Genomic DNA, 22961 nt, shown 5'->3' on the forward strand with positions numbered 1-22961 from the left:
AAGATGAACAACAGCGATAGCGTCGGAGATACCGACTTGGGGATCGGTTGTGTTTCATTAGAAAGGGAACGTAGCTCCATATTGGTATGGTCAGATCGCTCAAAATTTCTGTCAGACGATGGAGCGCCTGACGTAACATTTTTCCACAGCAAAGTTTGGGGTACTATACTAGATCTTTTACAATACAGACCGTATTTCTGTTCTGATACCGGTGCGTATCTATTGTATTTCTGATCGGTATATTAGATCTATATTCGATTAGCGGGATTAATTTGCGTATTTTTGCTCTTTACTTCGAATGCTGAAAATTTAAACGTCTTTTACCGATGATAAAGGTTCTTTAAGAGATCATGAAGTTTAAACCATAGCTATATCAAAAATACAAAATTATATTCAGCCGGATTTATGACTTACATGATGACTGAGAGTCAGAAATAATGAATAAACTTATAAATAGATACTTTGCCGCGAAAGTCGTGATGACGATTTTCATTTTACCAATGACAGCATGCAATAGCACCAATTCCATCCACTCCATGGCCGCCGCCGCAGTAAATATTATAGAAGTTACTCGACTTTCTCCATATCGTAAAATAGAATATCAGTGGAGAGGGAAATCAATCGTCGAATTTCAGAATCGATATGGACCGCCGACGAGCCAGAGCGAGGACGGGGACCCGATCTGGAGAAAGACAATCACCGCGCATATCGCTGGACATGATGAGTCAAGCTATACTGGACCCGCGGGGTTCCGAGTTACAAATATATGGTTCGTTCCGGCTCACGATGCGCAAGTAAATTGCTCAGTGAAGATAAAAATCCAAGAAAATTCGATTTCTTTATTAGAAACGACAGAAGATTTCGCCATCATGCTTGATAATGCCCCATTTATTCACGGGCAGGAGTCGGCGTGTCAAAGAATTTTTGGTTTCTGATGGATTGATGTGCAGCGATGCAGATGATTTTTTCGCTCGACATCGAAGCGCACTCGGATTGGGTGGAAGAACGTCCGAAGAACAGGCGTTCTGTGAGGCGCCTTAACGACGCCGCACATCGGCATCTTGCGTTCACCGCCCCCAGCGCAGCACCAGCGCATCGTTGCGCCGGGCCAATTCGATCAGCGCGGCCCGCGTGTCCGGATGGAGCGGCTGGAGCGGCAGGCGGGCGGTCTCGTGGGCGATGATGCCGCCCTCGGCCATCAGCGCCTTGCAGGCCAAGAGCCCGCATTGCCGGTTCTCGTGGTTGATCAGCGGCAGCCAGCGCGCATAGGCGTCGAGCGCCTCGCCCCGGCGGCCGGCCGCGTAGGCGTCGGTGATCTGGCGGATGCCGTCCGGATAGGCGCCGCCGGTCATCGCCCCGGTGGCGCCGGCATCGAAGTCGGCCATCAGGGTGATCGCCTCCTCGCCGTCCCAGGGGCCGACCACCGCGTCGCCGCCGAGCGCGATCAGCTCGCGCAGCTTGCCCGCGGCTCCGGGGGTCTCGATCTTGAAGTAGGAGACGTTTGCGATCTCCCGGGCCATGCGCGCGAGGAACGCGGCCGAGAGCGGCGTGCCCGCCACCGGCGCGTCCTGGATCATGATCGGGATGGAGATCGCGTCCGAGACGCCGCGGAAGAAATCGTAGATGCCGAGCTCCGGCACCCGGATGGTGGCGCCGTGATAGGGCGGCATGACCATCACCATGGCGGCCCCGGCGTCTTGCGCCCGGCGCGAGCGCTCGGCGCAGACCTGCGTGGCGAAATGCGTGGTCGTCACGATCACCGGCACCCGGCCGGCCACGTGGTCGAGCACCGCGTGCATCACGGTCTCGCGCTCGGCGTCGGTGAGCACGAACTGCTCGGAAAAGTTCGCCAGGATGCAGATGCCGTGGCTGCCGGCGTCGATCATGAAGTCGATCGCCCGGCGCTGCCCGTCGAGATCGAGGGCGCCCGCGGCGTCGAACACCGTGGGGGCGACCGGGAAGACGCCCCGGTAGGGCTGGGCTGGCAAGCTCATGCGCGATCCTCCGCCGGGGCGGGCCGCACGCCCCGGCTCACAGGAATAGACCGGTCCGGGCCGGCTCCGGGGCCACGCGGCCACCCCGGATCGGCGACACGCCGGCACTGTGCCGAAGGATCATCCGAGATCAACGCCCGTCCCGGCGCGGGCTCGACAAAAGCCGCGATGTGTTTGCGCGGTGCCGGCACGGATGGCGCAAGCCTTACGCCATCAAGACAACCCGAAATGGGTGCAAGAAATATTATTCCCTACCAACAGCTTGAATGTTCGATCGACGCCAGATCATCCCCCGTCAATCCGAGATCGCGAAGCGGGGCCCAGCACTCGGAAAACATCAGCCGATCAACGCCTTGCCCCATTGACAGCTCAAGCTGCCGAGCCGGTCCACCCCACGCGAAATGCTGGGCCTGTTCACGGGCCGGAAGAACCAATCCGCGGGAATCCCGCAGCATCTTGGAAGACCTTGCTTTCCGGCGATGGACCCGCCCCGGGGCGGCGTAGGCGCCAACGGCCACGCTTGGTATAGGACCCTTGGTTTTGCGCCCTCGGTGACGACTCGGCGACGAGCCGCCCCGTTTTCCCGTCCCGACCCAGTCTTCGCGGCCTTCCGACAGGCGGTCCGGACGAGGTTCAAGACGATCGATCTGGAGTTCATCGTGATGCGTAGTATTTCCGCCTCCTTCGCGGCCGTTCTCGCCGCAGCAGCGCTTTTCCTCGGCGCGCCGGCGCGGGCCGACGACCTCGACGCGATCCGGGCCGCCAAGACCCTGCGGATCGGCACCGAGGGGACCTACGCGCCGTTCAGCTTCCACGACGCCTCCGGGGCGCTGGTGGGCTTCGACGTGGAGATCGGCCGGAAGGTCGCCGAGAAGCTCGGCGTCGCGCCGCAATTCGTCGAGGGCAAATGGGACGGCCTGATCGCCGGGCTCGACGCCAAGCGCTACGACGTGGTGATCAATCAGGTCAGCATCACCCAGGAGCGCCAGGCGAAGTTCGACTTCTCCGAGCCCTATATCCGCTCCCGGGCCGTGGTGATCACTCGGGCCGATAATGCCGCGATCAAGTCCTTCGCCGACCTGAAGGGTAAGAAAGCCGCGCAGAGTCTGAGCAGCAACTTCGCGCAGCTGGCCAAGGAGGCCGGGGCCGAGCTGGTCGGCACGGACGGGTTCGACCAGTCGATCCAGCTGGTCGTCACCGGCCGCGCCGATGCCACCCTCAACGACAACGTGTCGTTCCTCGACTTCCACAAGAAGCAGCCGAACGCGCCGGTGAAGATCGTCGCCCAGAAGGACGACGCGGACGCCTCCGGCATCCTCCTGCGCAAGAACAACCCCGCCCTGAAGGCGGCGATCGACAAGGCGCTGGCTGAGATCAAGGCCGACGGCAGCTACGCGGCGATCGCGCAGACGTATTTTGGGGCTGACGTTTCAAAGTAGGCGGGTCTTCGCCTGAAGGCAGCGGCTGAACACGCGCGCCATCCATAAAGGCGACCGGATTTACACGTTGCATTCGGCAGCAAGCACCGGAAACACCACGCGTTTTCCCCTCCCCCTTGTGGGGAAGGGCCAGGGGTGGGGGTGGTGCAGGATCGAGCGCCGCGGTGCCTTCTGAACCACCCCCACCTCCAACTCCTCCCCACAAGGGGGAGGAGAGCGCGTCGCGCCGTGCGTGAGTCCGTTCTCTATGCGGGGTGAGGAAGCGCCCGTGGCATCGCCGGACCGGGCGCCCTTTCGCACCACGGCCTATCCCCAACCAGCCCAGCCAAAAATCCCCCGCGCGATCCGCGTCGCAAAGCCGTATAGACCGTCGCCCGATCTCGCAGGAAACACCGTCCCGTGCCGCACTGGCTCGACCTCATGCTCCAGTCGCTCGGGCCGCTGCTCGAAGCCTGTCTCCGGTTCACGATACCGCTGACGCTGATCGCCTTCGTGCTCGGGCTGAGCCTCGCCCTGGTGATCGCCCTCACGCGCCTGTTCGGGCCACGGCCGCTGGCGGCTCTGGCCTGGACCTATGTCTGGATCTTTCGCGGCACGCCGCTCCTCGTCCAGCTGTTCGTGATCTTCTACGGCCTGCCGAGCGTCGGCATCCTGATCGATGCGTTCCCGGCGGCGGTGATCGGCTTCACCCTGAATATCGGCGCCTACGCGTCCGAGATCGTGCGCGCCGCGATCGCGTCGATCCCGAAGGGGCAGTGGGAGGCTGCCTACGCCACCGGCATGACCCCGGCCCAGGCCATGCGCCGCACGATCCTGCCCCAGGCGGCCCGGGTGGCGGTGCCGTCCCTGTCCAACACCTTCATCGCCCTGGTAAAGGACACCTCGCTCGCCGCCGCCATCACGGTGCCGGAGATGTTCCAGGCGGCCCAGCGCATCGTCGCGGTGACCTACGAGCCGCTGATCCTCTATGTCGAGGCGGCGCTCATCTACCTCGTGCTGTGCTCCGTCCTGTCCTGGCTCCAGAGCGGGCTGGAGCGGCGCCTCGGGCGCTACGGCGGCTACCTGGAGGCCCGGGCATGATCGCCCTCCAGAAGATCGAGAAGCGGTTCGGCGACACCCCGATCCTGCGCGGCATCGACCTGACGGTGCATGAGGGGAAGGTCACAGCGCTGATCGGCCCGTCGGGCTCCGGCAAATCGACCCTGCTGCGCTGCGTGAACCTGCTGGAGATCCCGCAGGCCGGCACCCTGGTGTTGGGCGACCAGCGCCTCGACTTCCGGCCCGGCGCGCCGCCGCCCCGGCGGGACGTGCTCGCGGTGCGCCGCCAGACCGGCATGGTGTTCCAGAATTTTCAGCTTTTCCCCCACCGCACGGTGATCGAGAACATCACCGAGGGGCTGATCACCGTGGGCCAATGGCCCAAGGAGGCGGCCCGGGTCCGGGCGCTGGAGCTGCTGGAGCGGGTCGGCCTCGCCCACAAGGCCGAGGCGTGGCCGGCGAGCCTCTCCGGCGGCCAGCAGCAGCGGGTGGCGATCGCCCGGGCGCTGGCCCCCTCCCCGCGCCTGCTGCTCTGCGACGAGCCGACCTCGGCGCTCGATCCCGAACTCGCCGCCGAGGTGGTGGACGTGCTGGCCGGCCTCGCCCGCGAGGGCATGACCATGCTGATGGCGACCCACGACCTGCGCCTCGCCCGCCGGGTCGCCGACGCGGTGGTCTTCCTCGACGGCGGCACCTTCGTGGAGCAGGGCCCGCCCGCCGAGCTGTTCGCCCGGCCCACGGATCCGCGCACCCGCCGCTTCGTCCAGACGCTGCTCGGCGAGGTCGGCGCCTGAGGATCAGCCGGAGAGGCAGCGCAGGCTCAGCAGGTCGTCGAGGGTGAGCGCGGTGCCGAAGACCAGGGGCCGCCAGGCCGGCATCGTCGCCAGGACCAGAGCCGCGCCGAGGACGAGCCAGGGGACGAACGCCGGCAGGGCGGTACGCTGAAGCCTCACGCCGCCCGCTCCCGGCGGCCGGCCCGGACCAGCAGCCAGCCCACGATCAGCATGGCGAGGCCCCAGAGCAGGAAGCCGAGATCCCAGACGATCCACTGATCCCGGGGCATCGCCTCGTTGACGTGGTGCACGCCGAGGATCTGGTGGTCGATCATGCCCTCGACACTGTTGAACAGGCCCCAGCCCAACAACAGCGAGCCGGCCAGCAGCTTGTTCGACCAGGACAGGTGCCCGCGATGCGCGGCACGCCAGAGGATGAACAGCCCGAGCACCACGAACACGTAGGTGGCGCTGTGGAAGATCCCGTCCCAGCGGGTGTTCAGCTCGAGATTGGCGATGGACTCGATCGGGTACCAGCTGCTCAGCATGTGGTGCCATTGCAGGATCTGGTGCAGCACGATCCCGTCGAAGAACCCGCCGAGCCCCAGCCCGAACAGGATGCCGGCGCTGAGCGGGAACGCCCGGGTCTCGGATGCGGCCGTTCTCATGGCGATCTCCCGGAGCGGGGATGGGACAACGGCGCCTGTTTCATAACCCGTCCTTGCGAGCGCAGCGAAGCAACCCAGAGCGGCGCGCGATCTCCGAGCGTAGCGTATCCCTCGGTTGCTTCGCTGCGCTCGCAATGACGATGCGGTTCATGAAGCAACGCATGAGCGCGCAGCGGTCTCACACGCGCGCTTCCGCATCCACCGCAGACACCAGCCAAAAATAAACCCCCAGCCCCCCAAGAAACACCGCCAGCCCGAGCCAGGTCGCCGTCGAGGCAAAGCCCGGCCCGGCGATGGCGAGCGCGCCGCTGTGCCCGGCCATCAGGTCGGCGCCGGCCAGGAGCACGCCGACGCAGCTCTCGCCGACGAGGAAGCCCGAGGCCAGGAGCACGCCGCGGCGGCGGGCGGAGCCGAGGACCGACTCCCGCTCGGGCCCCGGGACCCGGGCGCGCAGCCGGCGCTCGGCGAGCCAGCCGAGGATGCCGCCGAGCGCGATGGTCATCTCCACTGACAGCGGCAGGTACATGCCGATCCCGACGGTGAGCGCCGGGAAGGTCAGGTCGCGCCGCCGCAGCCACGCCTCGACCGCCACCAGCACCACGCCGAGCCCGGCGCCGATCAGCACCATCATCCAGGGCAGTTCGCCTTGCGTGATGCCCTTGGCGATCTGGGTCATCAGGGCGGCCTGGGGCGCCGCCATGGCGCTTCCCGGGTCGAGCCCCTCGCGCGAGGGCGCGCCGACGAAACCGTAGGCTTGGTAGAGCAGCTCCAGCAGCGGCGCGATCACCAGCGCGCCGACCCCGACCCCGATGATCAGCGCGACCTGCTGGTGCCAGGGTGTGGCACCCACCACCTGCCCGGTCTTGAGGTCCTGCAGGTTGTCGTTGGCGATCGAGGCCGTGGTGATGATCACCGCGGTGAGGAGGAGCGCCATGGCGGTGACGAACCGTTCGCCGTCCGGCCCGCCGACCTGGCCGAGGAGCAACGGCAGGAGCAGCGCCGTCGCCATGGTGGTGAGGATGCCGACTCCCGAGATCGGGCTCGACGAGGAGCCGAGCAGCCCGGCGAGGTAACCGCAGGCGGCGGCCATCAGGAAGCCGAACAGCACCGTAAACAGGGTCGCGGCGAGCGCCAGCACGGTCAGGGTCCTGCCGAGCCCGGCCGGCCCGGCGAAGGCGCCGAACAGCAGCGCCAGCGGCACGCACAGGGCGAGCGCCCCGGCCCCGACCCAGGCGATCGGCAGGTCCCGCTCCTCGCGCGGGTGATCGGAGCCCAGGCTGCTGCCGGTGCTCGACAGGGCGGTGCGGATGCTGGCCGCGATCGGCCGGGCGAGGGACGCCACCGTCCAGAGGCCGCCCACCGCGATGATGCCGGCCCCCATCAGCCGCACCTGCTCGGACCAGACCGCCTCGGCGGCCTGCCCGGCGGTCTTGCCCGCATCGGGCGCGAGGGCGGTGAGCACGGGCACCGCGATCCCCCAGGCGATCACGACGCCGGTGAGCAGGGCGAGGCAGGCGCCGATGCCGACCAGGTAGCCGACACCGACCAGCGCCAGGGAAAAGCCGGTGCCGGTGCGGAAGGCGGCGCCGCCGAGGCTGATCGCGCCGGATAGCCCGTCGCCCAGAACCTTGAGGCCGGTGGTGGCGAACCCGATCGCTCCGGCGAGTCCGGCCGCCGCCAGCAAGTCGCGCAGGCCGTGGCCCCCAGCCTCCTCCTGACCGGTCTTCAGGACCTCGGCGGCGGCGACGCCCTCGGGATAGGGAAGGTCGCTGCCCGAGACCAGCGCCCGGCGCAGGGGGATCGAGAAGGCCACGCCGAGCAGCCCGCCCAGCGCGCAGACCGCCGTGGTCTGCCAGAACGGGAAGCCGTGCCAATGGCCGATCAGCACGAGGCCCGGCAGCGCCAGCACGACGTTGCACAGGGTGCCAGCCGCCGAGGCCTGGGTCTGGACGATGTTGTTCTCGAGGATGCCGGCCCCGCCCATCAGCCGGAACGCGCCCATCGAGATCATCGCGGCCGGGATCGAGGACGAGAACGTCATCCCGGTCTTCAGGCCCATGTAGAGATTGGCCGCCATGAACACGACCGTGATGGCCGCCCCGAGCACGATGCCGCGCAGGGTCAGTTCGGCCTGCTGGAATGCTGTTGTGGGATTGCGGGCGTCCATCCTGCCCCCGTGATGTCGTCTCGCAAACCGCACGGGTCGCGAAAGCTATCCCGCCTGCGGCGTTGCGACGGGTTCGGGGTGTTCTGACCGACGTGGATTCCACGCTTCCCTCATCCCGCGGTGCTGCGCAGCAGCTGCGAAGGCGCTCTCCAGGGATCGCGCGGCTGGCTGGAGGACTCCTTCGAGGCCTCCGCTGCGTTACGCCGCCTCAGGATGAGGGCGAGAGGGGAACGACCGGTCGAAGAGGTTCTTATAGGGCTTGCGAAGCCGATCGTTTCTGCGATGGTCGCATCGGACACACAGAGCCAGATTATCTAGGTTGTCGACCCTTGCATACAGTCCTATCGACAAGAGAAACAGATCAAAAATCCCGCTTTAAACTCTGGCGCGAGGTATTGTTTGATCGGATGGGCCCGATCGAACTAAGCCATCTCTCCGATGAGCCTTTCGAAGGATTAATACAGGCGGCCGATATCGGCACCCTGCGGATCACGCGCATCCGGGAAAGCTGCGTGCGGTCGGAAATAACGGCCGATACTTTGCGCCGGCGCGAGCGGACCCAGAGCGTCTTCGTGTTGATCCAACTCGAAGGCGGCTCGATCAATGTCCAGGACGGCCGGGAGGCCGTGCAGAGGGCCGGCGAGATCGTGCTGCTGGCCGACCGGCCGAACGTGCACGTCTCGGGGGCGAACGATCGGTCCCTCGTCCTCGAACTGCCGGTCGTGCCGCTGGAGCGCATGCTCGGCCCGACCCGGCAATTCACGGCGTTGACCTTCGGGACCAAAGGCGGCACCGGTCCGCTGATCCGGTCGTTCTTCGAGGGACTCGTTCGCGTTCACGAGACGCTCACGCCCAGTTCCGCGGAGCGGATGGCCAGCATCGGCACCGATCTGATCGTAGCAGGTCTCGCCGAGCGCCTGGCCCAGGACGTGCCGCGGCCCCTCCATGGCACCGTCCTGGTCCAGCGCGCCAAGGCGTTCGTCGAAGCGAATCTCAGTGACCCGACCCTGGACCCGTCGCATCTCGCGGCAGCGGTCGGGGTCTCGCTCCGGCGCTTGCAGGAATTGTTTCACGAGCGCGGCCAGCACATCTCGGACTGGATCTGGCAGCGCCGCCTGGAGGCCGCCGTCGAGCGCCTGTCGGATCCGGGCTGCGCCCACATCCCGATCGGTCACCTGTCCTATGGCTGCGGCTTCGCCAACCAGGCGCATTTCGCCCGTCGCTTCAAGGAGCGCTACGGCCTGAGCCCGAGCGCGTATCGGCAAGCCGCCCAGGCGCAGTCGCCGTAGGCAGATCCGAGCCCGATCGCGCGCGAGCCGTCCGCCCGGGCGACATCCAACCCCGGGGGCGCCAGCGGACAACGTGCCTTCGACCGAGCCAGGACGTGCCGAGCCAAATCGGGCGCGCCGGTATACGGTCATCCCCTTCAGATCAATTGGACATTATTTTCTTTATCGGCTGAAGCATTGAATGTAAAAAAATTACGTTCTGAAAGGACAGCAAATGTGTCTCATCGCCGACAAATATATTATATTGGCACATCCCGAGCCGATGCCTTATCGGGGAGGCGTTGTTAGCTAAATCCTGGGCGCTGACGATTGGGGGACCGCTTGTGCCCTTGCCCGATATGCATGAGCTCCCGTGCCACAGCTTCAGCAGGCCGACCTGCGCAATCGCCTCCTTCGGGCGCTCGCACCGGAGGATTTCGCGGCCTTGCAGCCGGCGTTGCGCCCGGACGATATGGCTATCCGGCAGATCCTGATCGCCCCCCGCACGCCGATCGAGACCGTCCATTTCCTCGAGGCCGGCATCGTCTCGGTGACGAATGACGGCGCGCGCGGCCGCGTGGAGATCGGGCTGATCGGCCGGGAAGGCCTGGTCGGCGCCGCCCCGATCCTGCTCGGGGATGACCGCACCCCCTATACGCACTTCGTGCAGGCGCCCGGGCTCATGCTGTCGATCGAGGCGCGCGTGTTGCTCGGGGTGATGGAGGAGCGCCCGGCCGTGCGCCTTCCGCTGCTCCGCTACATCCACACCTACTTCGCGCAGACCGCGCACACCGCCTTCGCTAATGCGCGCGGCAACACCGCCATGCGGCTCGCCCGCTGGCTGCTGATGTACCAGGACCGGAGCGACGGCGACACCGTGATGGTCACGCACGAGTTCATGTCGCTGATGCTGGGCGTCGAACGCCCCGGCGTGACCGCTGCCCTGAGAATGCTGGAGCGGGACGGTTTCGTGCGCAAGCACCGCGGCCTCGTCGAGATCGTCGACCGGGAGGGGCTGCTCGACCTCGCGGGCGACAGCTACGGCATGGCCGAGGCCGAGTATGACCGCCTGATCGATGGGCTCGGCGACGACGGCGGCATCCCGGTCGCGCCTTCCTAGGCGGCCCAGGATCGATGGCGGCTCCTCCCGCGTTCTTCCAGTAGGCTTGCCGTGGACTTGCCGCCCCTGGAGGATCGCCGTGGGACTCAGTGCTTTCGTCTTCTTCGTCGTGCCCTGGATGCTGGTCGCGGCCTGGCTGTTCCGCTCGTCGGGCGGCTTCCGGATGGGCGTGCCGGCCACGCCCTGGCGGGCGCTGACGGATTTCCCGGATCCCCAACGCGACCAGCGCACGATGGTCGACACCAGCGCCGTACCGAAGGGCGCGGCGACGGATACCGCCGACGACAAACACCAGCCGTTCCAGGCGGGGTGAACGGCCTGTCTGTAGCGAACGGCAATCATCGGGACATGGGATCACAATCATCGGCGGACCGTGCCCGCGATCATTGCACGGATTGCGGGGTCCGACCCGCAATCCGTGCACCCGCCGTGCACCCGGGATCGCACGCGTCAGGACCGAGCCCACACCGATTGCACGGGGTGGCGGCTGTCAGCCACGCAGGCAAACGACACCCAATAACGCCCTCACTGCCAGCACGATCCCGATTCCGGTCTCTTACCCAGCCCTTTCAAGGTGTTTGGATCAGGTTGTGCGCGGAGCGTTCTGCCCATGAGATCAAGCGCTTCAGACCGCACAGGCTAGGCCCGATGGCATGCGCCCATCTCTCGCCAGGATGACAGCCGAGAAGGCAGCGCGGAAGCGAAAGATGGGGCGCAGAGGGCTATCCTTCCTCCACGGATCCCGGGTTTCCGCGGACGCTCCAGCCTCCACCCCGTCATCCCGGGGCGCCGCAGGCGAGCCCGGGATCCAGATCCGCCGACGGCGCAAGTCGTTGATCCGAGACTGGTTCTGGATCCCGGTCTCCGCTTCGCGGCCCCGGGATGACGGGGTTGTTTTCAGATCGGCCTGTGCAAGGACCATGGGGCGCCGGCCAAGCGGGACGGTCCGATACCGACCGCCGCTGCAAACACCTTGAAAGGGCTGCCTCTTACCCATTGATGGGTGCACGATAAATTTGCACCCTTCATTTTATGGGTGTACGGGATTGCAATGGAAATCGAGTTCGACCCAGCCAAGGATGCGAGGAATATCGCCAAGCATGGCGTGTCGTTTCAGGCTGCCGAAGGTTTCGATTGGGGCACAGCGTTCGAGCGCGAGGATGATCGCTTCGATTATGGAGAGGTTCGGTTCGTCGCCCTGGGGATGATCGGTGGTCGCCTGCATGTGCTGGCCTTCACCGAAGGTTCCCACGACGACGCAATTCGCGCCATCAGCCTGCGCCTGGCAGAAAAGCACGAGGTGAGGTTCTATCATGACCAAATTTGACCCGGATATTCACGACGACAACCCGCCGATGGATGCGGCGTTCATGGCCGGAATGAAGCCCTCGCGGCGCGGACGGCCCAAATCGGCCACTCCCAAAGTCGAGATTAAAATCCGCCTTGATGCCAAGACGGTCGAGCATTTGCGAGGCAGCGGTCCTGGATGGCAGACGCGCGTCAATGCCCTGTTGGAAAGGATGGTGGCGGCCGGACAAATCTGATGGATCGCGACATTCCTTTATCCGAGGATACGGACTTTCGCGGTTTCGCGCCGGAAGACGAAATGGGCTTTGCGATCCCGGTGACACCGGCGCATTCGCTGCGCCTCGTGAACGATTCCATGCGAACCGACTTGCTTCCGAATGTCCACGGGTGCGTCCGGAAGATGAGAAATCAGAAAAAGCAGCGATTTCCGATCCACCATCTTGCAGACAAAAATTCTTATCCGCCCGTGCTCTCCAGCAGGTGCAGGTTGAAGTCCCCCTCCTCCGCCTGCCAGAGCGTGCGCGGCCGCCAGCCGCTCTGGCTGGCCAGGGACTGGAAGACCGACGGGGCGTATTTGTGGGACGTGTCGGTGCGGATGCGCTCGCCGGCGGCGAACGCGATCGCCTGATCGCCCAGCCGGTAGGTGGCCGGGCGGAGCGCCACGAGATGCGCCTCGACCCGCTGCGGATCGGGATAGAGTTCGATGACGTGCCGGAAATTGTCGATGTCGAAATCGGCCCCAAGCTCGCGGTTGAGCCGGACCAGGATGTTGCGGTGGAACGCCGCCATCAGCCCGTCGGCGCCGCCATAGGCGCGTTGCAGGCGCTCGGGCTCGACCGTGGCGTCGGCGCCCACCAGGAACAGGCTGGGGCCGAGCGTCGCCCGCACCCGCTCCAGGAACAGGGCAGCCTCCGGGGGCGCGAAGTTGCCGATGCTGGTGCCGGGATAGAAGCCCAGGATCCCGCCGGGGCCCGCGGCCACCGGCAGCTGCACCGGCTTCGTGTAATCGGCGCAGACCGGCACCATGGCGATGTCCGGATAATCCGGCGCCAGCCGGCGGATCGCATCTTCGAGGTAAGCGCCCGAGATGTCGATCGCCACGTAGGCCGCCGGCTCGGGCAAGGCGTCCAGCAGGGTGCGGATCTTGCGGCTCGCGCCGCTGCCGAACTCCACCACGGTCACCCCCGGCCGGACCCGGGCCGCCAGCTCGGCGGCGACCCGGGGCAGCAGCGCCATCTCCTGGCGGGTCGGGTAGTAATCCGGGTTGTGGCAGATCTGGTCGAACAGGTCGGAGCCGGTCTCGTCCCAGAGATACTTGCCCGGCAGCGTCTTTGCCTCGGCGGTGAGGCCCAAAAGGGCATCGCGCAGGAATTCCCGGCGCGGGTCGATGGGGTCGCTCATGGCCGCGTCACCGTCAGCACCACCAGGGCGAGCCGCTCGACATCGGCGTAGCCGGCATGGGCCAGTTCCTCGCCATAGGCATCCGGATCGAACTCGCGATAGGTCCAGTCCAGGCCGGCCCGGGCGCAGGCCGCCGCCACCGCGTCCCGGAACGGATCCGACCCCGCGACGATCGCCGCGCCGGTGAACAGGACCAGGCTGCCGCCGGGGGCGAGCCGCGGGATCGCCTGCTCGACCACGGCCAGCGGCAGGCCGGCCCCGAGGGGTCCGCCGCCATGCCGATAGGCGCGGGCCGCGGGGTCGATCATGAAGGGCGGGTTCGACACGATCAGGTCGAAGGCACCGTCGACGTCGCGCAGCATGTCGCTGTGCCGGGCCGCGACGCCGTCGGTACCGGCGAGCCGGGCATTGAGTCCGGCGGCCCGCAGGGCGGCTGGGTTGATGTCGACCAGCACGACCTCCGCCCCGGGCGACCGCTTGGCGATGCAGATCCCGGCCGCCCCCGAGCCGCAGCCGAGATCGACCGCCCGGCGCATCGGGGCTCTCCGCCCCTCGAGATGGGCCAGCACCGCGGAGACGAAGCGCATCGTGTCGGGCCCGAAGAACACCGCATCGGTCGCGCTCGGCGGGTAGGCGGAATGGGCGAACAGCTCGCCGTCGAGGCTGGAGAACCGGACGGACGGGCGCAGAAGCTCGCCGTCCGCGACCACGGCCCCGGCCTCGCGCATCAGCGCCAAGATCGGCCCGGGGAGCAGATCCGCCCGGAACGGCCGGCTCCAGCCGAACACGTCACGCAACGTGTGCGCCTCGGCGTTCTGCGACCGGGCGTTGACGATGGCGTGGGTGGTGGGGGTCACGGTGGTGAACCCGTAGCCGGCTTCGCGCAGCGCGTGGCCGAGGGCCAGCAACGCCTCCTGGTTGTGCGGGAACGGGTCTGATCGCGTCATCGGCCTGGTCTCGACAATCTCTTCGGCGCAAGACCGAGCCCCGACGGTTCGAGGCCCTCACTTCGGCGGCTCTTCGAAGCGAACGGCCACGGGACGCCGCATCTCGGCTAAGTGACCGGCACAATCCGGCGCGGGCTCGGGGCTGCCGACAGGCGGCATGGGCGGACGCGATCACGGCCGATATCGGCCGCGGCCTCGCCCGGGTGTGAACGCCCGGAAAACCGGACCTTTCTAGGTATTGTTCCCGCCATTGATCGGCGTGACGTAGTAATAACTTATGTTATTTTGCAACAACCGCCACCGAATACTGATCGGCCACCCGGTGGGCATTGCGGCGCTTCTGCCACCCTCGCATCGTCGTGATCGCCCGGCGCCGGGGCGTTAACGTTCCGATTACCATGCGAACTTAGCGCATTCGGCGGACACGGCGCCCTCCGCGCCGCCTGAGCGCGACCGATGATTGCCGCCGATTCCGTATTGACCTGGTCCCACCTGGCCGGGACCCATCTCGACATCTTTGGATCTTTGGGCCTGACCCTCGGTTTTACGGCCGGAATCATGCCGCGGCGGTCGTGGATGCTTGCCGGCTCGGCCGCCTGCGCCGCCTGTTTCGGCGCGCATTACTTGACCCTCGGGGCCCTCACCGGCACCGCGATGTGCGCCATCTCGGTGGTGCAGAGCCTGGTCTCCCTGACCTGCATCGGCGCGCCCCGCCGGAGCGGCTGGGTCCATCCCCTGTTTGCCGCGACCACCCTGCTGGCCGCCTGGCTGACGATCACCACCTGGAGCGGCGCGCCCTCGGCCTGCGCGGCGCTCGGCACCCTGCTGGCCACGGCGGCCCGCCTGCAGGCGGCGCCCCAGGCGATGCGCCTGCTGTTCCTGGGCGCGTCCTTGAGCTGGGCCGGCCACAACCTCCTGGTCGGCTCGGTCTTCGGGCTGACCTGCGATCTCCTGACCCTCCTGGGCCTCGGCATCGCCCTGTGGCGCGCCCTCCCAGCCCGCCCGGTCGCCGCGCCCGGCTATCTCCAGGCCTGACCGACAGAAACCGCCGCTGCGGCGATCCATCCGGGAAACCCTGTGCCCGCCGCCGGTTGCCTGACTTTCCGGCCCTGGCGCCGGAGGCAGCCGAGAGGAATGGGATTTGTCTGAGGCGACGTATCCGCCGCTCGACGTGCTCAAGCCCGTGGCCGAGGGCGTCTGGATCGTCGACAGCGGCCCCCTGCGGATCCTCGGGATGCCGCTCCCCGTCCGGATGACGGTGGTCCGGCTCGGCGACGGCAGCCTGTGGCTCCACTCGCCGACGCGCTACGACCCAGCCCTGCACCGGGCGATCGCGGCGCTCGGGCCGATCCGCCACCTCGTCGCGCCCAACATCGCGCATTGGACCTTTCTGAAGGACTGGCAGAGCCAGTGCCCGGAGGCCTTGACCTGGGCCGCCCCGAACCTGCGCCAGCGCCGCCAGGTCCGCCGCGCCGGCCTGCGCATCGACCGCGTGCTCGCGGACGCGGCGCCGCCCGAATGGGCCGCGGACCTGCGCCAGATCGTGGTCCCGGGCGGCCTCGGCTTCCGCGAGGTCGCGTTCTTCCACGGGCACAGCCGGACGCTGCTGCTGACCGATCTCGTGCTCAACCTGGAGCCAGCCAAGATGCCGGCGCTCCTGCGGCCGCTGCTGCGCCTGGCCCGTATGACCGCGCCGGAGGGCCAGCCGCCGCCCTATCTGCGGCTCGTGATCAAGCTGCGCCGGCGCGACGCGGCGCGGGCCGCGGCGGAACTCGTCGCGCTGAATCCCGCGGTCGTGATCTTCGCGCATGGGCTGTGGTTCGCCCAGGGCGGCACCGACCGCCTCCGGGGCTCCCTGCGTTGGCTCGGCGATTTTTCGTGAGCCCGCAGCGGCTCGCGGCCTCTTAAATGTCCCCCCGGTCCGACTCCGGCGCCTCGGCCTCCTCCGCACCGGAGCCGTCCAGCGACTTGGCCAGCTCCATCAGCACCTCCTCGACCATGGGCGGCCACGGCACCTTCTCCTCGTCGAGGAGCCGCGCGGCGCCGACCAGGGCGTTGATCTGCTCCTCGTAGACCGGCCGCCGGACCAGTTGCGCGTACCGGACCCGGGCCGCCAGGGCGGTCGCGAGGCGCTGGACTTCTGCGATCCGTGCGCTCGACGCGCCGGCGCCATCCCGGTTGCCCATCCCTCACCCCTTCCGGATCCTTGCGGGGTCTAGATAGGCCCCATGACGGGGCCGCAGGGCAATCCCGTCGGCGCGCTCAGCTCGATCGGCGCGCATCCTCGATGCGGCGGGGCGCGGCCTCGGCGAGGAGCTTCCGCTTGCCGGACCGATGGCGGACGAAATCGTCGAGGGGCTTGCAGGCCGGCAGGCCGGGCGCGTCGCTCGGGGCCTCGACGATGGCGACTTCCGATAGTGACGCATCCTCCGGCAAGTCGATCCGCTGGCCGACCAAAAAGGCTTCCAGATCGATCAGGCGGTGGCGCAGGCGCCAGATGTCGTTCTCGACGCCGTTCAACTGAACCAGCAGATCGGACACAGTCCCCTCGCGGGCCGCGATGGCGGCCAGGACGCTGGCGCGCTCGTTCAGCAGCACGGCCTTGACGGTCGGGTTCATGGTGAGCCCCTCGATCGTGAGGGTGCCAGTAACCGGCGTTCGAGCTTAGCCGGCAAGCCTCAATAGGGCTTAGCCAATACCCCGGATGGCGGGGCCGTAATCCCGGCCAGCCGAGCGCCGCGCGAAGGTGATCCTTGCAATCCGCTCATGGGCAAGACCGGAACTTTCGACGAGCAGGTGCGTCAGTTCCACGCAGATAAAAAGCGCCGGGAGGTCACTATGCGCGCGCCCCTGAAGATCGCCACGCTCGTCGTTCTAGCCCTGGGCACGCAGCCCGTCTGGGCCCAATCCGTGAGTCAGACGGGAACCGGCGGCGGCCCGGCCACGGCCGCGAAGGCGCCTCATACCGCGGCCACCGGCCAGACGGTGCCGAACCCCAGCGCGCTCGGCCCCAACGAGACCGGCAGCATCGAGCGCCGCAGCCCCACCGAGCAGCGCAACGACGCGATCACCCGCGGCATCTGCATCGGCTGCACACGCCATTAATGATCTCCGGAATGCAGGGCGATCCGATCGTCCTGCTGGAGCGCTCGCCGCCGAAGCGGATACTGGTTCGGCGTCGGCGAGCGCGCCAGATCTCTAGCTTTCCGCCCGCAGGCTCTTGATGATGCGGCCAGCGATCTTGCGCACGGCCTCGTCATCCCGCTCCGCACCCTCGGCCCGGTCCCACAGGTGATCCAGGCTGCGGTCGAGTTCGTCCAACAGTTCTGGATGGCGCTGGGCCAGGAAGCGGATCGTGCCGAACAGCAGGTGCTCGGTTGCCATCTCGTGCCGACGAGCGTCGGCGACTTGGTCCAGCGGGGCGGGGGTCGAATCGGTCATGGCGGTTCAACGATCCGGGCCTGGACCGGTTCAGCGGCGCCCGCGCGGTGCGACGCCGCGGAGCCCGGCTCATTGGACGGCCTGGGTCTGGATGGCGCAACCTGGAACTGCGCCGCCCGGCGCGCGGTTTGACGCGGCACGACAGGGAGAAAACCGATGGTTGATGCCGCCCAGATTCAGGAACACGCCGAAGTTGTCGGCTCGGACGGGGCCCATGTCGGCACCGTCGACCACATCGACAAAGGCGAAATCAAGCTGACCAAGCGCGACGCGGCGGCGGGCGGCCTGCACCACTACATCCCGCTCGACTTCGTCCGCGCCGTCGAGGGCGGGAAGGTCCATCTCGACCGGCCGGCCGACGAGGTGAAGCGCGAGTGGTCGACCTCCTGACCGGCGCCGTCAGCGCCGGAGGCCGCCGATCCAGGCGGTGAGCGGCTCCACGAACGCCGCCCAGGTCCGGGACCAGACGGTCCCGGTCCGGCCGTCCTGCGCGGGTCCGGCGGCCATGAGCGAGGCCACGAAGGCATCCTCCTGGGCCTTGCATTCGTCGAGGGCGTTGCGTTCGTCCCCCGCCCGGCTCTGGCCGGGCGGCTGGTGGGCGTAGGATTCCCGCAGGCAGCGGTGCCAGGCCAGTTCGAGCGCGCGCGGATCGGCCGGCGCAGCCGCCATCGCGACCGACCCGACATCGATCAGCACGAGTATCGCGAGTGAGCTGAGCACGGGCCTGCGCATCCCGTTCTTATGCCCGATTCGCCGATCCTTTGCCTAGAACGAACGAGCAACAGTGGCGCGATCGGGAGCCCGCTCGATCCCGCGCAGCCTAACCCTTTGCGATCACGTCGGACTCGCCAACGAGCCGATGCTGCGTCGGCTTTCCGTGTCCGGGCCACCGAACTGCAACAGCTTCCGGTCCGCAGGTTCTGTATGCGGGAGAGGTCGGCGCGGTGTTTCGAGACGCGAGGCTCATGATGGACAAGTGGGTGCTGAGCCTGGTGCGATTTGCAGCCTGGATCCTCGTCGCGGCGATCGTCGCGATCACGCTGGTGCCGATCGGCCTGCGCCCGGTGGTGACCGCCAATCCGAGTTTCGAGCGGGCGGCCGCCTACGCGCTGGCCGGGTTGCTCCTGACGCTCGGCTACCCGCGTCGCTGGCCCTGGATCCTACTCGGCGTGGTCCTGCTGGCCGGCGGCCTGGAGGCCGGGCAGATGCTGACCGGTACGCGCCACGGCCGGTTCGACGATTTCCTAGTGAAGGCGGCGGCGGCCGTCGCTGGCGGGATCGTCGGCCTGGCGATAGCCTCTTGGACGGCCCGGCACCTGCAGGCCCGCACGAGCGGCTGAGGCGGAAACCGCCGCGCTTCCGGGACGTTGTCGTCCCGGACTCTCATGCGAGGTGCTGCCATGTTCGGCGCAGGCAAGCTCACGGGGCGGTTCTGGTTTCGAAGAACCTGGACGGGCAAGCTGGTCCTGCTCGTCGAGGAAGAGAAGCCCCGGTGGTTCAACCGCCGGCCTCTGACCAAGCTTCGCTGGCGCGACGCGCGGCTGCTCGATCTGGCGGAAGCGCCGATGCGCACGCTGATGAACCTGGAGCGCACCTACCGGGCGGATTACGCGTCCGGCGCGACGCCGCAGGCGATCCCGACGCCGGTCAAGCGCGGGGCGATCCCGACGCCGATCGCGCGCGCCGCCAACGCCTGAGCCGAAGGGCGCGGGCCGAGCATGAAGGGCAGGGCTCGGCCCGCCTGTCGTTCGGCTTCCTACCCCTCGAAGCCGCAGCGACGCTTCGAGAGACCACAGCGCCGTTAAGACTTCCTGAACGGCGCCGCGGCGCGGTCGATCCGCGCGAGTTGCCTATCGCATGGGCAGAACAGCGCTCTGCCGGAGCCGCTGTTGCGGGATAACCACTTTATGCTGGTATTCAACAGATACCTTGACCATTTACAGGGGTGATCACTTGTTTTTGCTCGGATAGGTGCTTGACTAGCGGCAGACAGAGCGACGTTCATCGCGCAGTTCCGCATCGAGAGCCGCCCATGGAAGACGACACCGCGTTTCCGCAAGACAATCAGGTCGATGCCATCGCTTTGGCCGCCGACATCGTGTCGGCTTACGTGTCCAACAACTCCGTGCCGATGCCGGAACTGCCGACCCTGCTGTCGCGTGTTCATGAGGCTCTGACCGGGCTGGGTCAGGCCAGCGCGCCGGCTGATCCGGAGCCCAAGAGGCTCACCCCCGCCCAAGTCCGGAAGTCGATCACCCCCGACGCGCTGATCAGCTTCATCGACGGCAAGCCGTACAAGACCCTGAAGCGGCACCTCACCGGGCACGGCCTCACCATCGAGACCTATCGGGAGCGCTTCGGGCTGCCGCGCGACTATCCGACCACGGCGGCCAACTATTCGGCCATGCGCGCCGAGTTCGCTCGGACCGCGGGCCTCGGTCACAAGCGCCGGAAGTCGACCCCGAAATCCGCCGAGACCGACGAGGCTCCTGCGGCCAAGCCGGCCCGGAGCCGCAAGCCCGCCTAGAGCCGTTCCCGATCGCGTTGCGACCGGGCTCGCCTTCAAGTCCTTGCGTGAGCGCGCTCGCTTCGCGCACCGTTCCGGAAAAGCTGAAACAAATCGGAAGTCGTCACCCGGTAACGACTTCCGAACATCGGGCATTCGCGGTAGATCGGCTGGCCAGGATCGGCATTCGAACCGACCGGCCGCGAGGAAACCCGAGATGATCCGCACGCGATGCGCCGCGGCGACCCTCTGATGGCGTCCGGAACCGATCCCGGCGCGGGCGACCATGCCGCCTTGTTCGGTGCGATCCACGCGACCGCCTCCCACTCCGATATCCAAATCTTCGTCGCCGGATCGCCGAACCGGCGTTCCCGGAGCCTGCGCCCGCACCCGTGAGCGGCCGGAGACGGCTGCCGACGAGGAGGATCACCATGGCCGAATCTGATCTCGAACGGTCGGCGATGCGCCGCATCGGGTGGCGGCTCGTGCCGTTCCTGATCCTCGCCTATTTCGTGTCCTTCCTGGACCGGGTGAATGTCGGCTTCGCCGCTATCCAGATGAATCACGATGTCGGGCTGACCGCGACCGTGTTCGGCTGGGGCGCCGGCATCTTCTTCCTCGGCTACTTCCTGATGGAGGTGCCGAGCAACCTGATGCTGGAGCGCTTCGGCGCCCGGATCTGGATCGCCCGGATCATGGCGACCTGGGGCGTCATCTCCATGGCGATGGCGCTGGTGCAGGGGCCGTGGTCGTTCATCGGCCTGCGCTTCCTCCTCGGCGTCGCCGAGGCCGGGTTCTTCCCGGGCGTGATCCTGTACCTGACCTACTGGTTCCCCTCGGCCTATCGGGCGCGGATCGTCGGGATCTTCATGATCTCGATCCCGATCTCGTCGTTCCTGGGCTCGCCGATCTCCGGGGCGCTGCTCGGCCTGAACGGCCTGGGGCTCGCCGGCTGGCAATGGCTGTTCATCCTGGAAGGCCTGCCCGCCGTCCTGATGGCGGGCGCCGTGCTGTGGTTCCTGCCCGACGGGCCGCGGCACGCGAACTGGCTGCCCGAGGCCGAGCGCGACTGGCTGGAGGGGCGCCTGCGGGAGGAATCCGCCCGCAACGCCGCCCGCACCGGCGGGACCGGCTCGCCCTCGCTGGGGACGATGCTGCGCGACCGGCGGCTGATCCTGTTCGCCGCGATCTATTTCGGCTCCACCGCCAGCAGCTACGGCCTAACCTTCTGGACGCCGCAGATCGTCAAGAGCTACGGCCTGACCAATGTCGAGACCGGCCTCCTGAACAGCATCCCCTACGGCGTCGCCTCCGTGGCGATGATCTTGTGGGGCCGGCACAGCGATCAGGTCGGCGAGCGGCGCTGGCACCTGGCGATCCCGTTCCTGGTCCTGGCCGCCGGGCTCGCGGGCGGCACGGTCCTGTCCGGCATCCTGCCGCTGGTCGGCGCGCTGACCGTGGCGGCGGTGGGCGTCTACATGCTGAAAGGGCCGTTCTGGGCCCTGGCCACCGAGGAATTGCCGCCCGCCGCGGCGGCCGCCAGCATCGCGGCGATCAACGCCGTGGGCAATCTCGGCGGCTTCCTCGGCCCCTACCTGATCGGCGCGATCAAGGACGGCACCGGCAGCTTCACCCTGGCCCTGACGCCGCTGATCCTGTTCGCCCTGATCTCGGCCGGGCTGTCGCTGGTACCGGGCCGGGTGCGCGCGGCGGCGCCCACGTCGCGGGCCGCGCCGGCCCGCTGAGGCGGATACGCCACCCGACCGGGTTCGGCGGCTGCCGGCCTATGCTAGAGCTTGCGGCCAACGGGTTCTGGGGAGGTGACGGCGTGCGTGCGGGGTCCCGATTGTCCGAGCGTTGGTTCAACGCCGCCCTCTGGCTCGTCGCGCTGCTGTTCGCGTGGTTCCTGATCGGACTGGGCTCGCTGGTCGTCGGCGACCTGCCGCAGGTGGAGCAGCGCTACACGCTCGAGCAGTTCCTGGAGCCCGACCAGGCCCGGACCTCGGCGGAAACGCTCAAGCAGATCCGCCGGGCGATGGACGACAACCGGCGCCGGATCGAGCAGGACCGGCTCGCCCTCGACGCGGCCCAGGGGGCGACCGAGGGCGCCCGCGAGACCTTCGCCAACTGGCTGAAGACCCGGGACGCCACGCAGCGCGTCGACCAGGATCCCGGCCTGATCGCCCGCACCCAGCAGCTCGACGCCCTCAAGGACGCCGAGCGGGCGGTGGAGGACCGGCTGACCGAGCTGGCCCAAGCGCAAGCCGACCTGTCCGAGCGGGAGCGGGACCAGATCCGCGCGGACGATGCCGAACGCATGGAGGCCCAGCAAAAGCTGGATGCGGCCGAGCGGAGCCAGGAGCTACGGGTGTTCGGCTACCGGCTCGCCCTGACGCTGCCGCTGCTGGCGCTCGCCGGATGGCTGCTGATGAAGCGGCGGCACACGCGCAACTGGCCGTTCGTCTGGGGCTTCGCCTTCGCCGCCGCCTTCGCGTTCTTCGTCGAGTTGGTGCCGTACATGCCGAGCTACGGCGGCTACGTGCAGTACGGCGTCGGCGTGATCGTCACGCTGGTGGGCGGGCGCGCGGCGATCAACGCGCTCCACGCCTACCGTGCGCGCCAGGCGCAGGTCGAGGCGCGGCCCGACGCGGAGCGCCGCACCGAGATCGCCACCGATCAGGCTCTGGCGCGGCTCGCCAAGAAGGTCTGCCCGGGCTGCGAACGGCCGGTGGCGCTCGGCGATCCGAACACGAATTTCTGCCCCCATTGCGGGCTCGGCCTGTTCGAGGATTGCCCGGCCTGCACGCAGCGCAAGAGCACCTTCGAGCGGTTCTGCCACACCTGCGGCACCCCGGGCGCGGGCGCCGCGGTGCCGGCCGCCTAGGGCGAAG

The 22961-nt window shown here is 67.5% G+C and carries 28 protein-coding genes; 18 read left to right on the top strand and 10 right to left on the bottom strand.

Annotated features, from left to right (window positions below; genetic code table 11):
• Positions 1-479 precede the first annotated feature (479 nt).
• Positions 480-935, top strand: coding sequence for a hypothetical protein (locus BM228_RS33580; RefSeq protein ID WP_139234042.1), 456 nt, complete (start codon positions 480-482; stop codon positions 933-935).
• A gap of 132 nt (positions 936-1067) precedes the next feature.
• On the opposite strand, the gene BM228_RS04640 is transcribed toward BM228_RS33580, so the two are convergent.
• On the bottom strand, positions 1068-1994 hold the full coding sequence (locus BM228_RS04640) for a dihydrodipicolinate synthase family protein (protein WP_092037641.1): 927 nt from the start codon (positions 1992-1994) through the stop codon (positions 1068-1070).
• Positions 1995-2656: 662 nt separating this feature from the next.
• Here BM228_RS04640 and BM228_RS04645 point away from each other — a divergent pair.
• The 3 genes from BM228_RS04645 to BM228_RS04655 all read left to right on the top strand — a co-directional run bounded on the left by BM228_RS04645 (position 2657) and on the right by BM228_RS04655 (position 5265).
• A complete protein-coding gene (locus tag BM228_RS04645) occupies positions 2657-3433 on the top strand; it encodes an amino acid ABC transporter substrate-binding protein (RefSeq protein WP_092037642.1) in 777 nt (258 codons plus the stop codon).
• Between the two features lie 399 nt (positions 3434-3832).
• Entirely contained in the window at positions 3833-4513 is a 681-nt protein-coding gene (locus BM228_RS04650) for an amino acid ABC transporter permease (RefSeq protein WP_092037643.1), read from the top strand.
• Entirely contained in the window at positions 4510-5265 is a 756-nt protein-coding gene (locus tag BM228_RS04655) for an amino acid ABC transporter ATP-binding protein (RefSeq protein ID WP_092037645.1), read from the top strand. Before BM228_RS04650 ends, BM228_RS04655 begins: the two co-directional genes overlap by 4 nt.
• A gap of 3 nt (positions 5266-5268) precedes the next feature.
• Here the strand turns inward: BM228_RS04655 and BM228_RS34485 are convergent, their stop codons facing one another.
• From BM228_RS34485 to BM228_RS04665, 3 genes are all read right to left on the bottom strand, one after another.
• A complete protein-coding gene (locus tag BM228_RS34485) occupies positions 5269-5424 on the bottom strand; it encodes a hypothetical protein (RefSeq protein ID WP_167367649.1) in 156 nt (51 codons plus the stop codon).
• Complete coding sequence (locus tag BM228_RS04660; protein WP_092037646.1) at positions 5421-5912, bottom strand: DUF2243 domain-containing protein; 492 nt, start codon at positions 5910-5912, stop codon at positions 5421-5423. Before BM228_RS04660 ends, BM228_RS34485 begins: the two co-directional genes overlap by 4 nt.
• Positions 5913-6090: 178 nt before the next feature.
• Positions 6091-8079, bottom strand: coding sequence for an OPT family oligopeptide transporter (locus tag BM228_RS04665; protein ID WP_092037648.1), 1989 nt, complete (start codon positions 8077-8079; stop codon positions 6091-6093).
• Between the two features lie 329 nt (positions 8080-8408).
• On the opposite strand from BM228_RS04665, the gene BM228_RS04675 reads away from it, so the two are divergent.
• The 5 genes from BM228_RS04675 to BM228_RS04695 all read left to right on the top strand — a co-directional run bounded on the left by BM228_RS04675 (position 8409) and on the right by BM228_RS04695 (position 12011).
• Positions 8409-9368, top strand: a complete 960-nt coding sequence (locus BM228_RS04675) for a helix-turn-helix domain-containing protein (RefSeq protein ID WP_092037650.1) — start codon at positions 8409-8411, stop codon at positions 9366-9368.
• A 352-nt stretch (positions 9369-9720) separates the two neighbouring features.
• Entirely contained in the window at positions 9721-10467 is a 747-nt protein-coding gene (locus BM228_RS04680; protein WP_092037652.1) for a Crp/Fnr family transcriptional regulator, read from the top strand.
• A gap of 79 nt (positions 10468-10546) precedes the next feature.
• A complete protein-coding gene (locus tag BM228_RS04685; protein WP_092037654.1) occupies positions 10547-10780 on the top strand; it encodes a hypothetical protein in 234 nt (77 codons plus the stop codon).
• A 738-nt stretch (positions 10781-11518) separates the two neighbouring features.
• Positions 11519-11794, top strand: coding sequence for a BrnT family toxin (locus tag BM228_RS04690; protein WP_092037656.1), 276 nt, complete (start codon positions 11519-11521; stop codon positions 11792-11794).
• Positions 11781-12011, top strand: a complete 231-nt coding sequence (locus BM228_RS04695) for a BrnA antitoxin family protein (RefSeq protein WP_092037658.1) — start codon at positions 11781-11783, stop codon at positions 12009-12011. The genes BM228_RS04690 and BM228_RS04695 overlap by 14 nt, the downstream gene beginning before the upstream one ends.
• Positions 12012-12231: 220 nt before the next feature.
• Here BM228_RS04695 and egtD read toward each other — a convergent pair whose 3' ends face one another.
• Both egtD and BM228_RS04705 read right to left on the bottom strand, forming a co-directional pair.
• Entirely contained in the window at positions 12232-13176 is a 945-nt protein-coding gene (gene egtD, locus BM228_RS04700) for an L-histidine N(alpha)-methyltransferase (protein WP_092037660.1), read from the bottom strand.
• Positions 13173-14123 (bottom strand): methyltransferase, encoded by a 951-nt coding sequence (locus BM228_RS04705; RefSeq protein ID WP_092037661.1) that lies wholly within the window; start codon positions 14121-14123, stop codon positions 13173-13175. The genes egtD and BM228_RS04705 overlap by 4 nt, the downstream gene beginning before the upstream one ends.
• A 456-nt stretch (positions 14124-14579) precedes the next feature.
• On the opposite strand from BM228_RS04705, the gene BM228_RS04710 reads away from it, so the two are divergent.
• A complete protein-coding gene (locus BM228_RS04710) occupies positions 14580-15158 on the top strand; it encodes a YgjV family protein (RefSeq protein WP_092037663.1) in 579 nt (192 codons plus the stop codon).
• 106 nt (positions 15159-15264) lie between these two features.
• Entirely contained in the window at positions 15265-16005 is a 741-nt protein-coding gene (locus tag BM228_RS04715) for a DUF4336 domain-containing protein (RefSeq protein WP_092037665.1), read from the top strand.
• Between the two features lie 22 nt (positions 16006-16027).
• Here the strand turns inward: BM228_RS04715 and BM228_RS04720 are convergent, their stop codons facing one another.
• Together BM228_RS04720 and BM228_RS04725 are read right to left on the bottom strand one after the other, a co-directional pair.
• Positions 16028-16309, bottom strand: coding sequence for a hypothetical protein (locus BM228_RS04720; RefSeq protein ID WP_092037667.1), 282 nt, complete (start codon positions 16307-16309; stop codon positions 16028-16030).
• Between the two features lie 76 nt (positions 16310-16385).
• Entirely contained in the window at positions 16386-16742 is a 357-nt protein-coding gene (locus BM228_RS04725; protein ID WP_092037669.1) for a hypothetical protein, read from the bottom strand.
• 147 nt (positions 16743-16889) lie between these two features.
• Here BM228_RS04725 and BM228_RS04730 point away from each other — a divergent pair, with 147 nt between their 5' ends.
• Positions 16890-17228 (top strand): hypothetical protein, encoded by a 339-nt coding sequence (locus BM228_RS04730; RefSeq protein ID WP_244537018.1) that lies wholly within the window; start codon positions 16890-16892, stop codon positions 17226-17228.
• A 93-nt stretch (positions 17229-17321) separates the two neighbouring features.
• Here BM228_RS04730 and BM228_RS04735 read toward each other — a convergent pair whose 3' ends face one another.
• On the bottom strand, positions 17322-17564 hold the full coding sequence (locus tag BM228_RS04735) for a hypothetical protein (protein WP_208611979.1): 243 nt from the start codon (positions 17562-17564) through the stop codon (positions 17322-17324).
• 156 nt (positions 17565-17720) lie between these two features.
• Between BM228_RS04735 and BM228_RS04740 the strand changes: the two genes are divergently transcribed.
• Positions 17721-17954: a DUF2171 domain-containing protein gene (locus tag BM228_RS04740; RefSeq protein WP_092037671.1), complete on the top strand. Its 234-nt coding sequence runs from the start codon at positions 17721-17723 to the stop codon at positions 17952-17954.
• Positions 17955-17963: 9 nt separating this feature from the next.
• Here the strand turns inward: BM228_RS04740 and BM228_RS04745 are convergent, their stop codons facing one another.
• Positions 17964-18284, bottom strand: a complete 321-nt coding sequence (locus BM228_RS04745) for a hypothetical protein (protein ID WP_244537019.1) — start codon at positions 18282-18284, stop codon at positions 17964-17966.
• 248 nt (positions 18285-18532) lie between these two features.
• Here BM228_RS04745 and BM228_RS04750 point away from each other — a divergent pair, with 248 nt between their 5' ends.
• The 5 genes from BM228_RS04750 to BM228_RS04770 all read left to right on the top strand — a co-directional run bounded on the left by BM228_RS04750 (position 18533) and on the right by BM228_RS04770 (position 22954).
• Positions 18533-18904: a hypothetical protein gene (locus tag BM228_RS04750; protein WP_208611985.1), complete on the top strand. Its 372-nt coding sequence runs from the start codon at positions 18533-18535 to the stop codon at positions 18902-18904.
• 60 nt (positions 18905-18964) lie between these two features.
• The gene (locus tag BM228_RS04755; protein ID WP_092037675.1) at positions 18965-19261 is read left to right on the top strand and encodes a hypothetical protein; all 297 of its coding nucleotides are present in this window, start codon (positions 18965-18967) and stop codon (positions 19259-19261) included.
• A 335-nt stretch (positions 19262-19596) separates the two neighbouring features.
• Positions 19597-20091 (top strand): Ros/MucR family transcriptional regulator, encoded by a 495-nt coding sequence (locus BM228_RS04760; protein ID WP_092037677.1) that lies wholly within the window; start codon positions 19597-19599, stop codon positions 20089-20091.
• Between the two features lie 410 nt (positions 20092-20501).
• Positions 20502-21815, top strand: a complete 1314-nt coding sequence (locus BM228_RS04765) for an MFS transporter (RefSeq protein WP_092037678.1) — start codon at positions 20502-20504, stop codon at positions 21813-21815.
• Between the two features lie 83 nt (positions 21816-21898).
• Entirely contained in the window at positions 21899-22954 is a 1056-nt protein-coding gene (locus tag BM228_RS04770; protein WP_092037858.1) for a zinc ribbon domain-containing protein, read from the top strand.
• Positions 22955-22961: the final 7 nt, after the last annotated feature.

The sequence above is a fragment of the Methylobacterium pseudosasicola genome (assembly GCF_900114535.1).
GTDB lineage: Bacteria > Pseudomonadota > Alphaproteobacteria > Rhizobiales > Beijerinckiaceae > Methylobacterium > Methylobacterium pseudosasicola.

What these genes read in the sequence shown, in the direction of transcription:
- BM228_RS33580 (WP_139234042.1), top strand. Translation starts at nt 480, where the DNA reads ATGACGATTTTCATTTTACCAATGACAGCATGCAATAGCACCAATTCC.
- BM228_RS04640 (WP_092037641.1), bottom strand. Translation starts at nt 1,994, where the DNA reads ATGAGCTTGCCAGCCCAGCCCTACCGGGGCGTCTTCCCGGTCGCCCCC.
- BM228_RS04645 (WP_092037642.1), top strand. Translation starts at nt 2,657, where the DNA reads ATGCGTAGTATTTCCGCCTCCTTCGCGGCCGTTCTCGCCGCAGCAGCG.
- BM228_RS04655 (WP_092037645.1), top strand. Translation starts at nt 4,510, where the DNA reads ATGATCGCCCTCCAGAAGATCGAGAAGCGGTTCGGCGACACCCCGATC.
- BM228_RS04660 (WP_092037646.1), bottom strand. Translation starts at nt 5,912, where the DNA reads ATGAGAACGGCCGCATCCGAGACCCGGGCGTTCCCGCTCAGCGCCGGC.
- BM228_RS04665 (WP_092037648.1), bottom strand. Translation starts at nt 8,079, where the DNA reads ATGGACGCCCGCAATCCCACAACAGCATTCCAGCAGGCCGAACTGACC.
- BM228_RS04690 (WP_092037656.1), top strand. Translation starts at nt 11,519, where the DNA reads ATGGAAATCGAGTTCGACCCAGCCAAGGATGCGAGGAATATCGCCAAG.
- BM228_RS04695 (WP_092037658.1), top strand. Translation starts at nt 11,781, where the DNA reads ATGACCAAATTTGACCCGGATATTCACGACGACAACCCGCCGATGGAT.
- egtD (WP_092037660.1), bottom strand. Translation starts at nt 13,176, where the DNA reads ATGAGCGACCCCATCGACCCGCGCCGGGAATTCCTGCGCGATGCCCTT.
- BM228_RS04705 (WP_092037661.1), bottom strand. Translation starts at nt 14,123, where the DNA reads ATGACGCGATCAGACCCGTTCCCGCACAACCAGGAGGCGTTGCTGGCC.
- BM228_RS04710 (WP_092037663.1), top strand. Translation starts at nt 14,580, where the DNA reads ATGATTGCCGCCGATTCCGTATTGACCTGGTCCCACCTGGCCGGGACC.
- BM228_RS04720 (WP_092037667.1), bottom strand. Translation starts at nt 16,309, where the DNA reads ATGGGCAACCGGGATGGCGCCGGCGCGTCGAGCGCACGGATCGCAGAA.
- BM228_RS04725 (WP_092037669.1), bottom strand. Translation starts at nt 16,742, where the DNA reads ATGAACCCGACCGTCAAGGCCGTGCTGCTGAACGAGCGCGCCAGCGTC.
- BM228_RS04730 (WP_244537018.1), top strand. Translation starts at nt 16,890, where the DNA reads ATGGGCAAGACCGGAACTTTCGACGAGCAGGTGCGTCAGTTCCACGCA.
- BM228_RS04735 (WP_208611979.1), bottom strand. Translation starts at nt 17,564, where the DNA reads ATGACCGATTCGACCCCCGCCCCGCTGGACCAAGTCGCCGACGCTCGT.
- BM228_RS04740 (WP_092037671.1), top strand. Translation starts at nt 17,721, where the DNA reads ATGGTTGATGCCGCCCAGATTCAGGAACACGCCGAAGTTGTCGGCTCG.
- BM228_RS04750 (WP_208611985.1), top strand. Translation starts at nt 18,533, where the DNA reads ATGGACAAGTGGGTGCTGAGCCTGGTGCGATTTGCAGCCTGGATCCTC.
- BM228_RS04755 (WP_092037675.1), top strand. Translation starts at nt 18,965, where the DNA reads ATGTTCGGCGCAGGCAAGCTCACGGGGCGGTTCTGGTTTCGAAGAACC.
- BM228_RS04760 (WP_092037677.1), top strand. Translation starts at nt 19,597, where the DNA reads ATGGAAGACGACACCGCGTTTCCGCAAGACAATCAGGTCGATGCCATC.
- BM228_RS04765 (WP_092037678.1), top strand. Translation starts at nt 20,502, where the DNA reads ATGGCCGAATCTGATCTCGAACGGTCGGCGATGCGCCGCATCGGGTGG.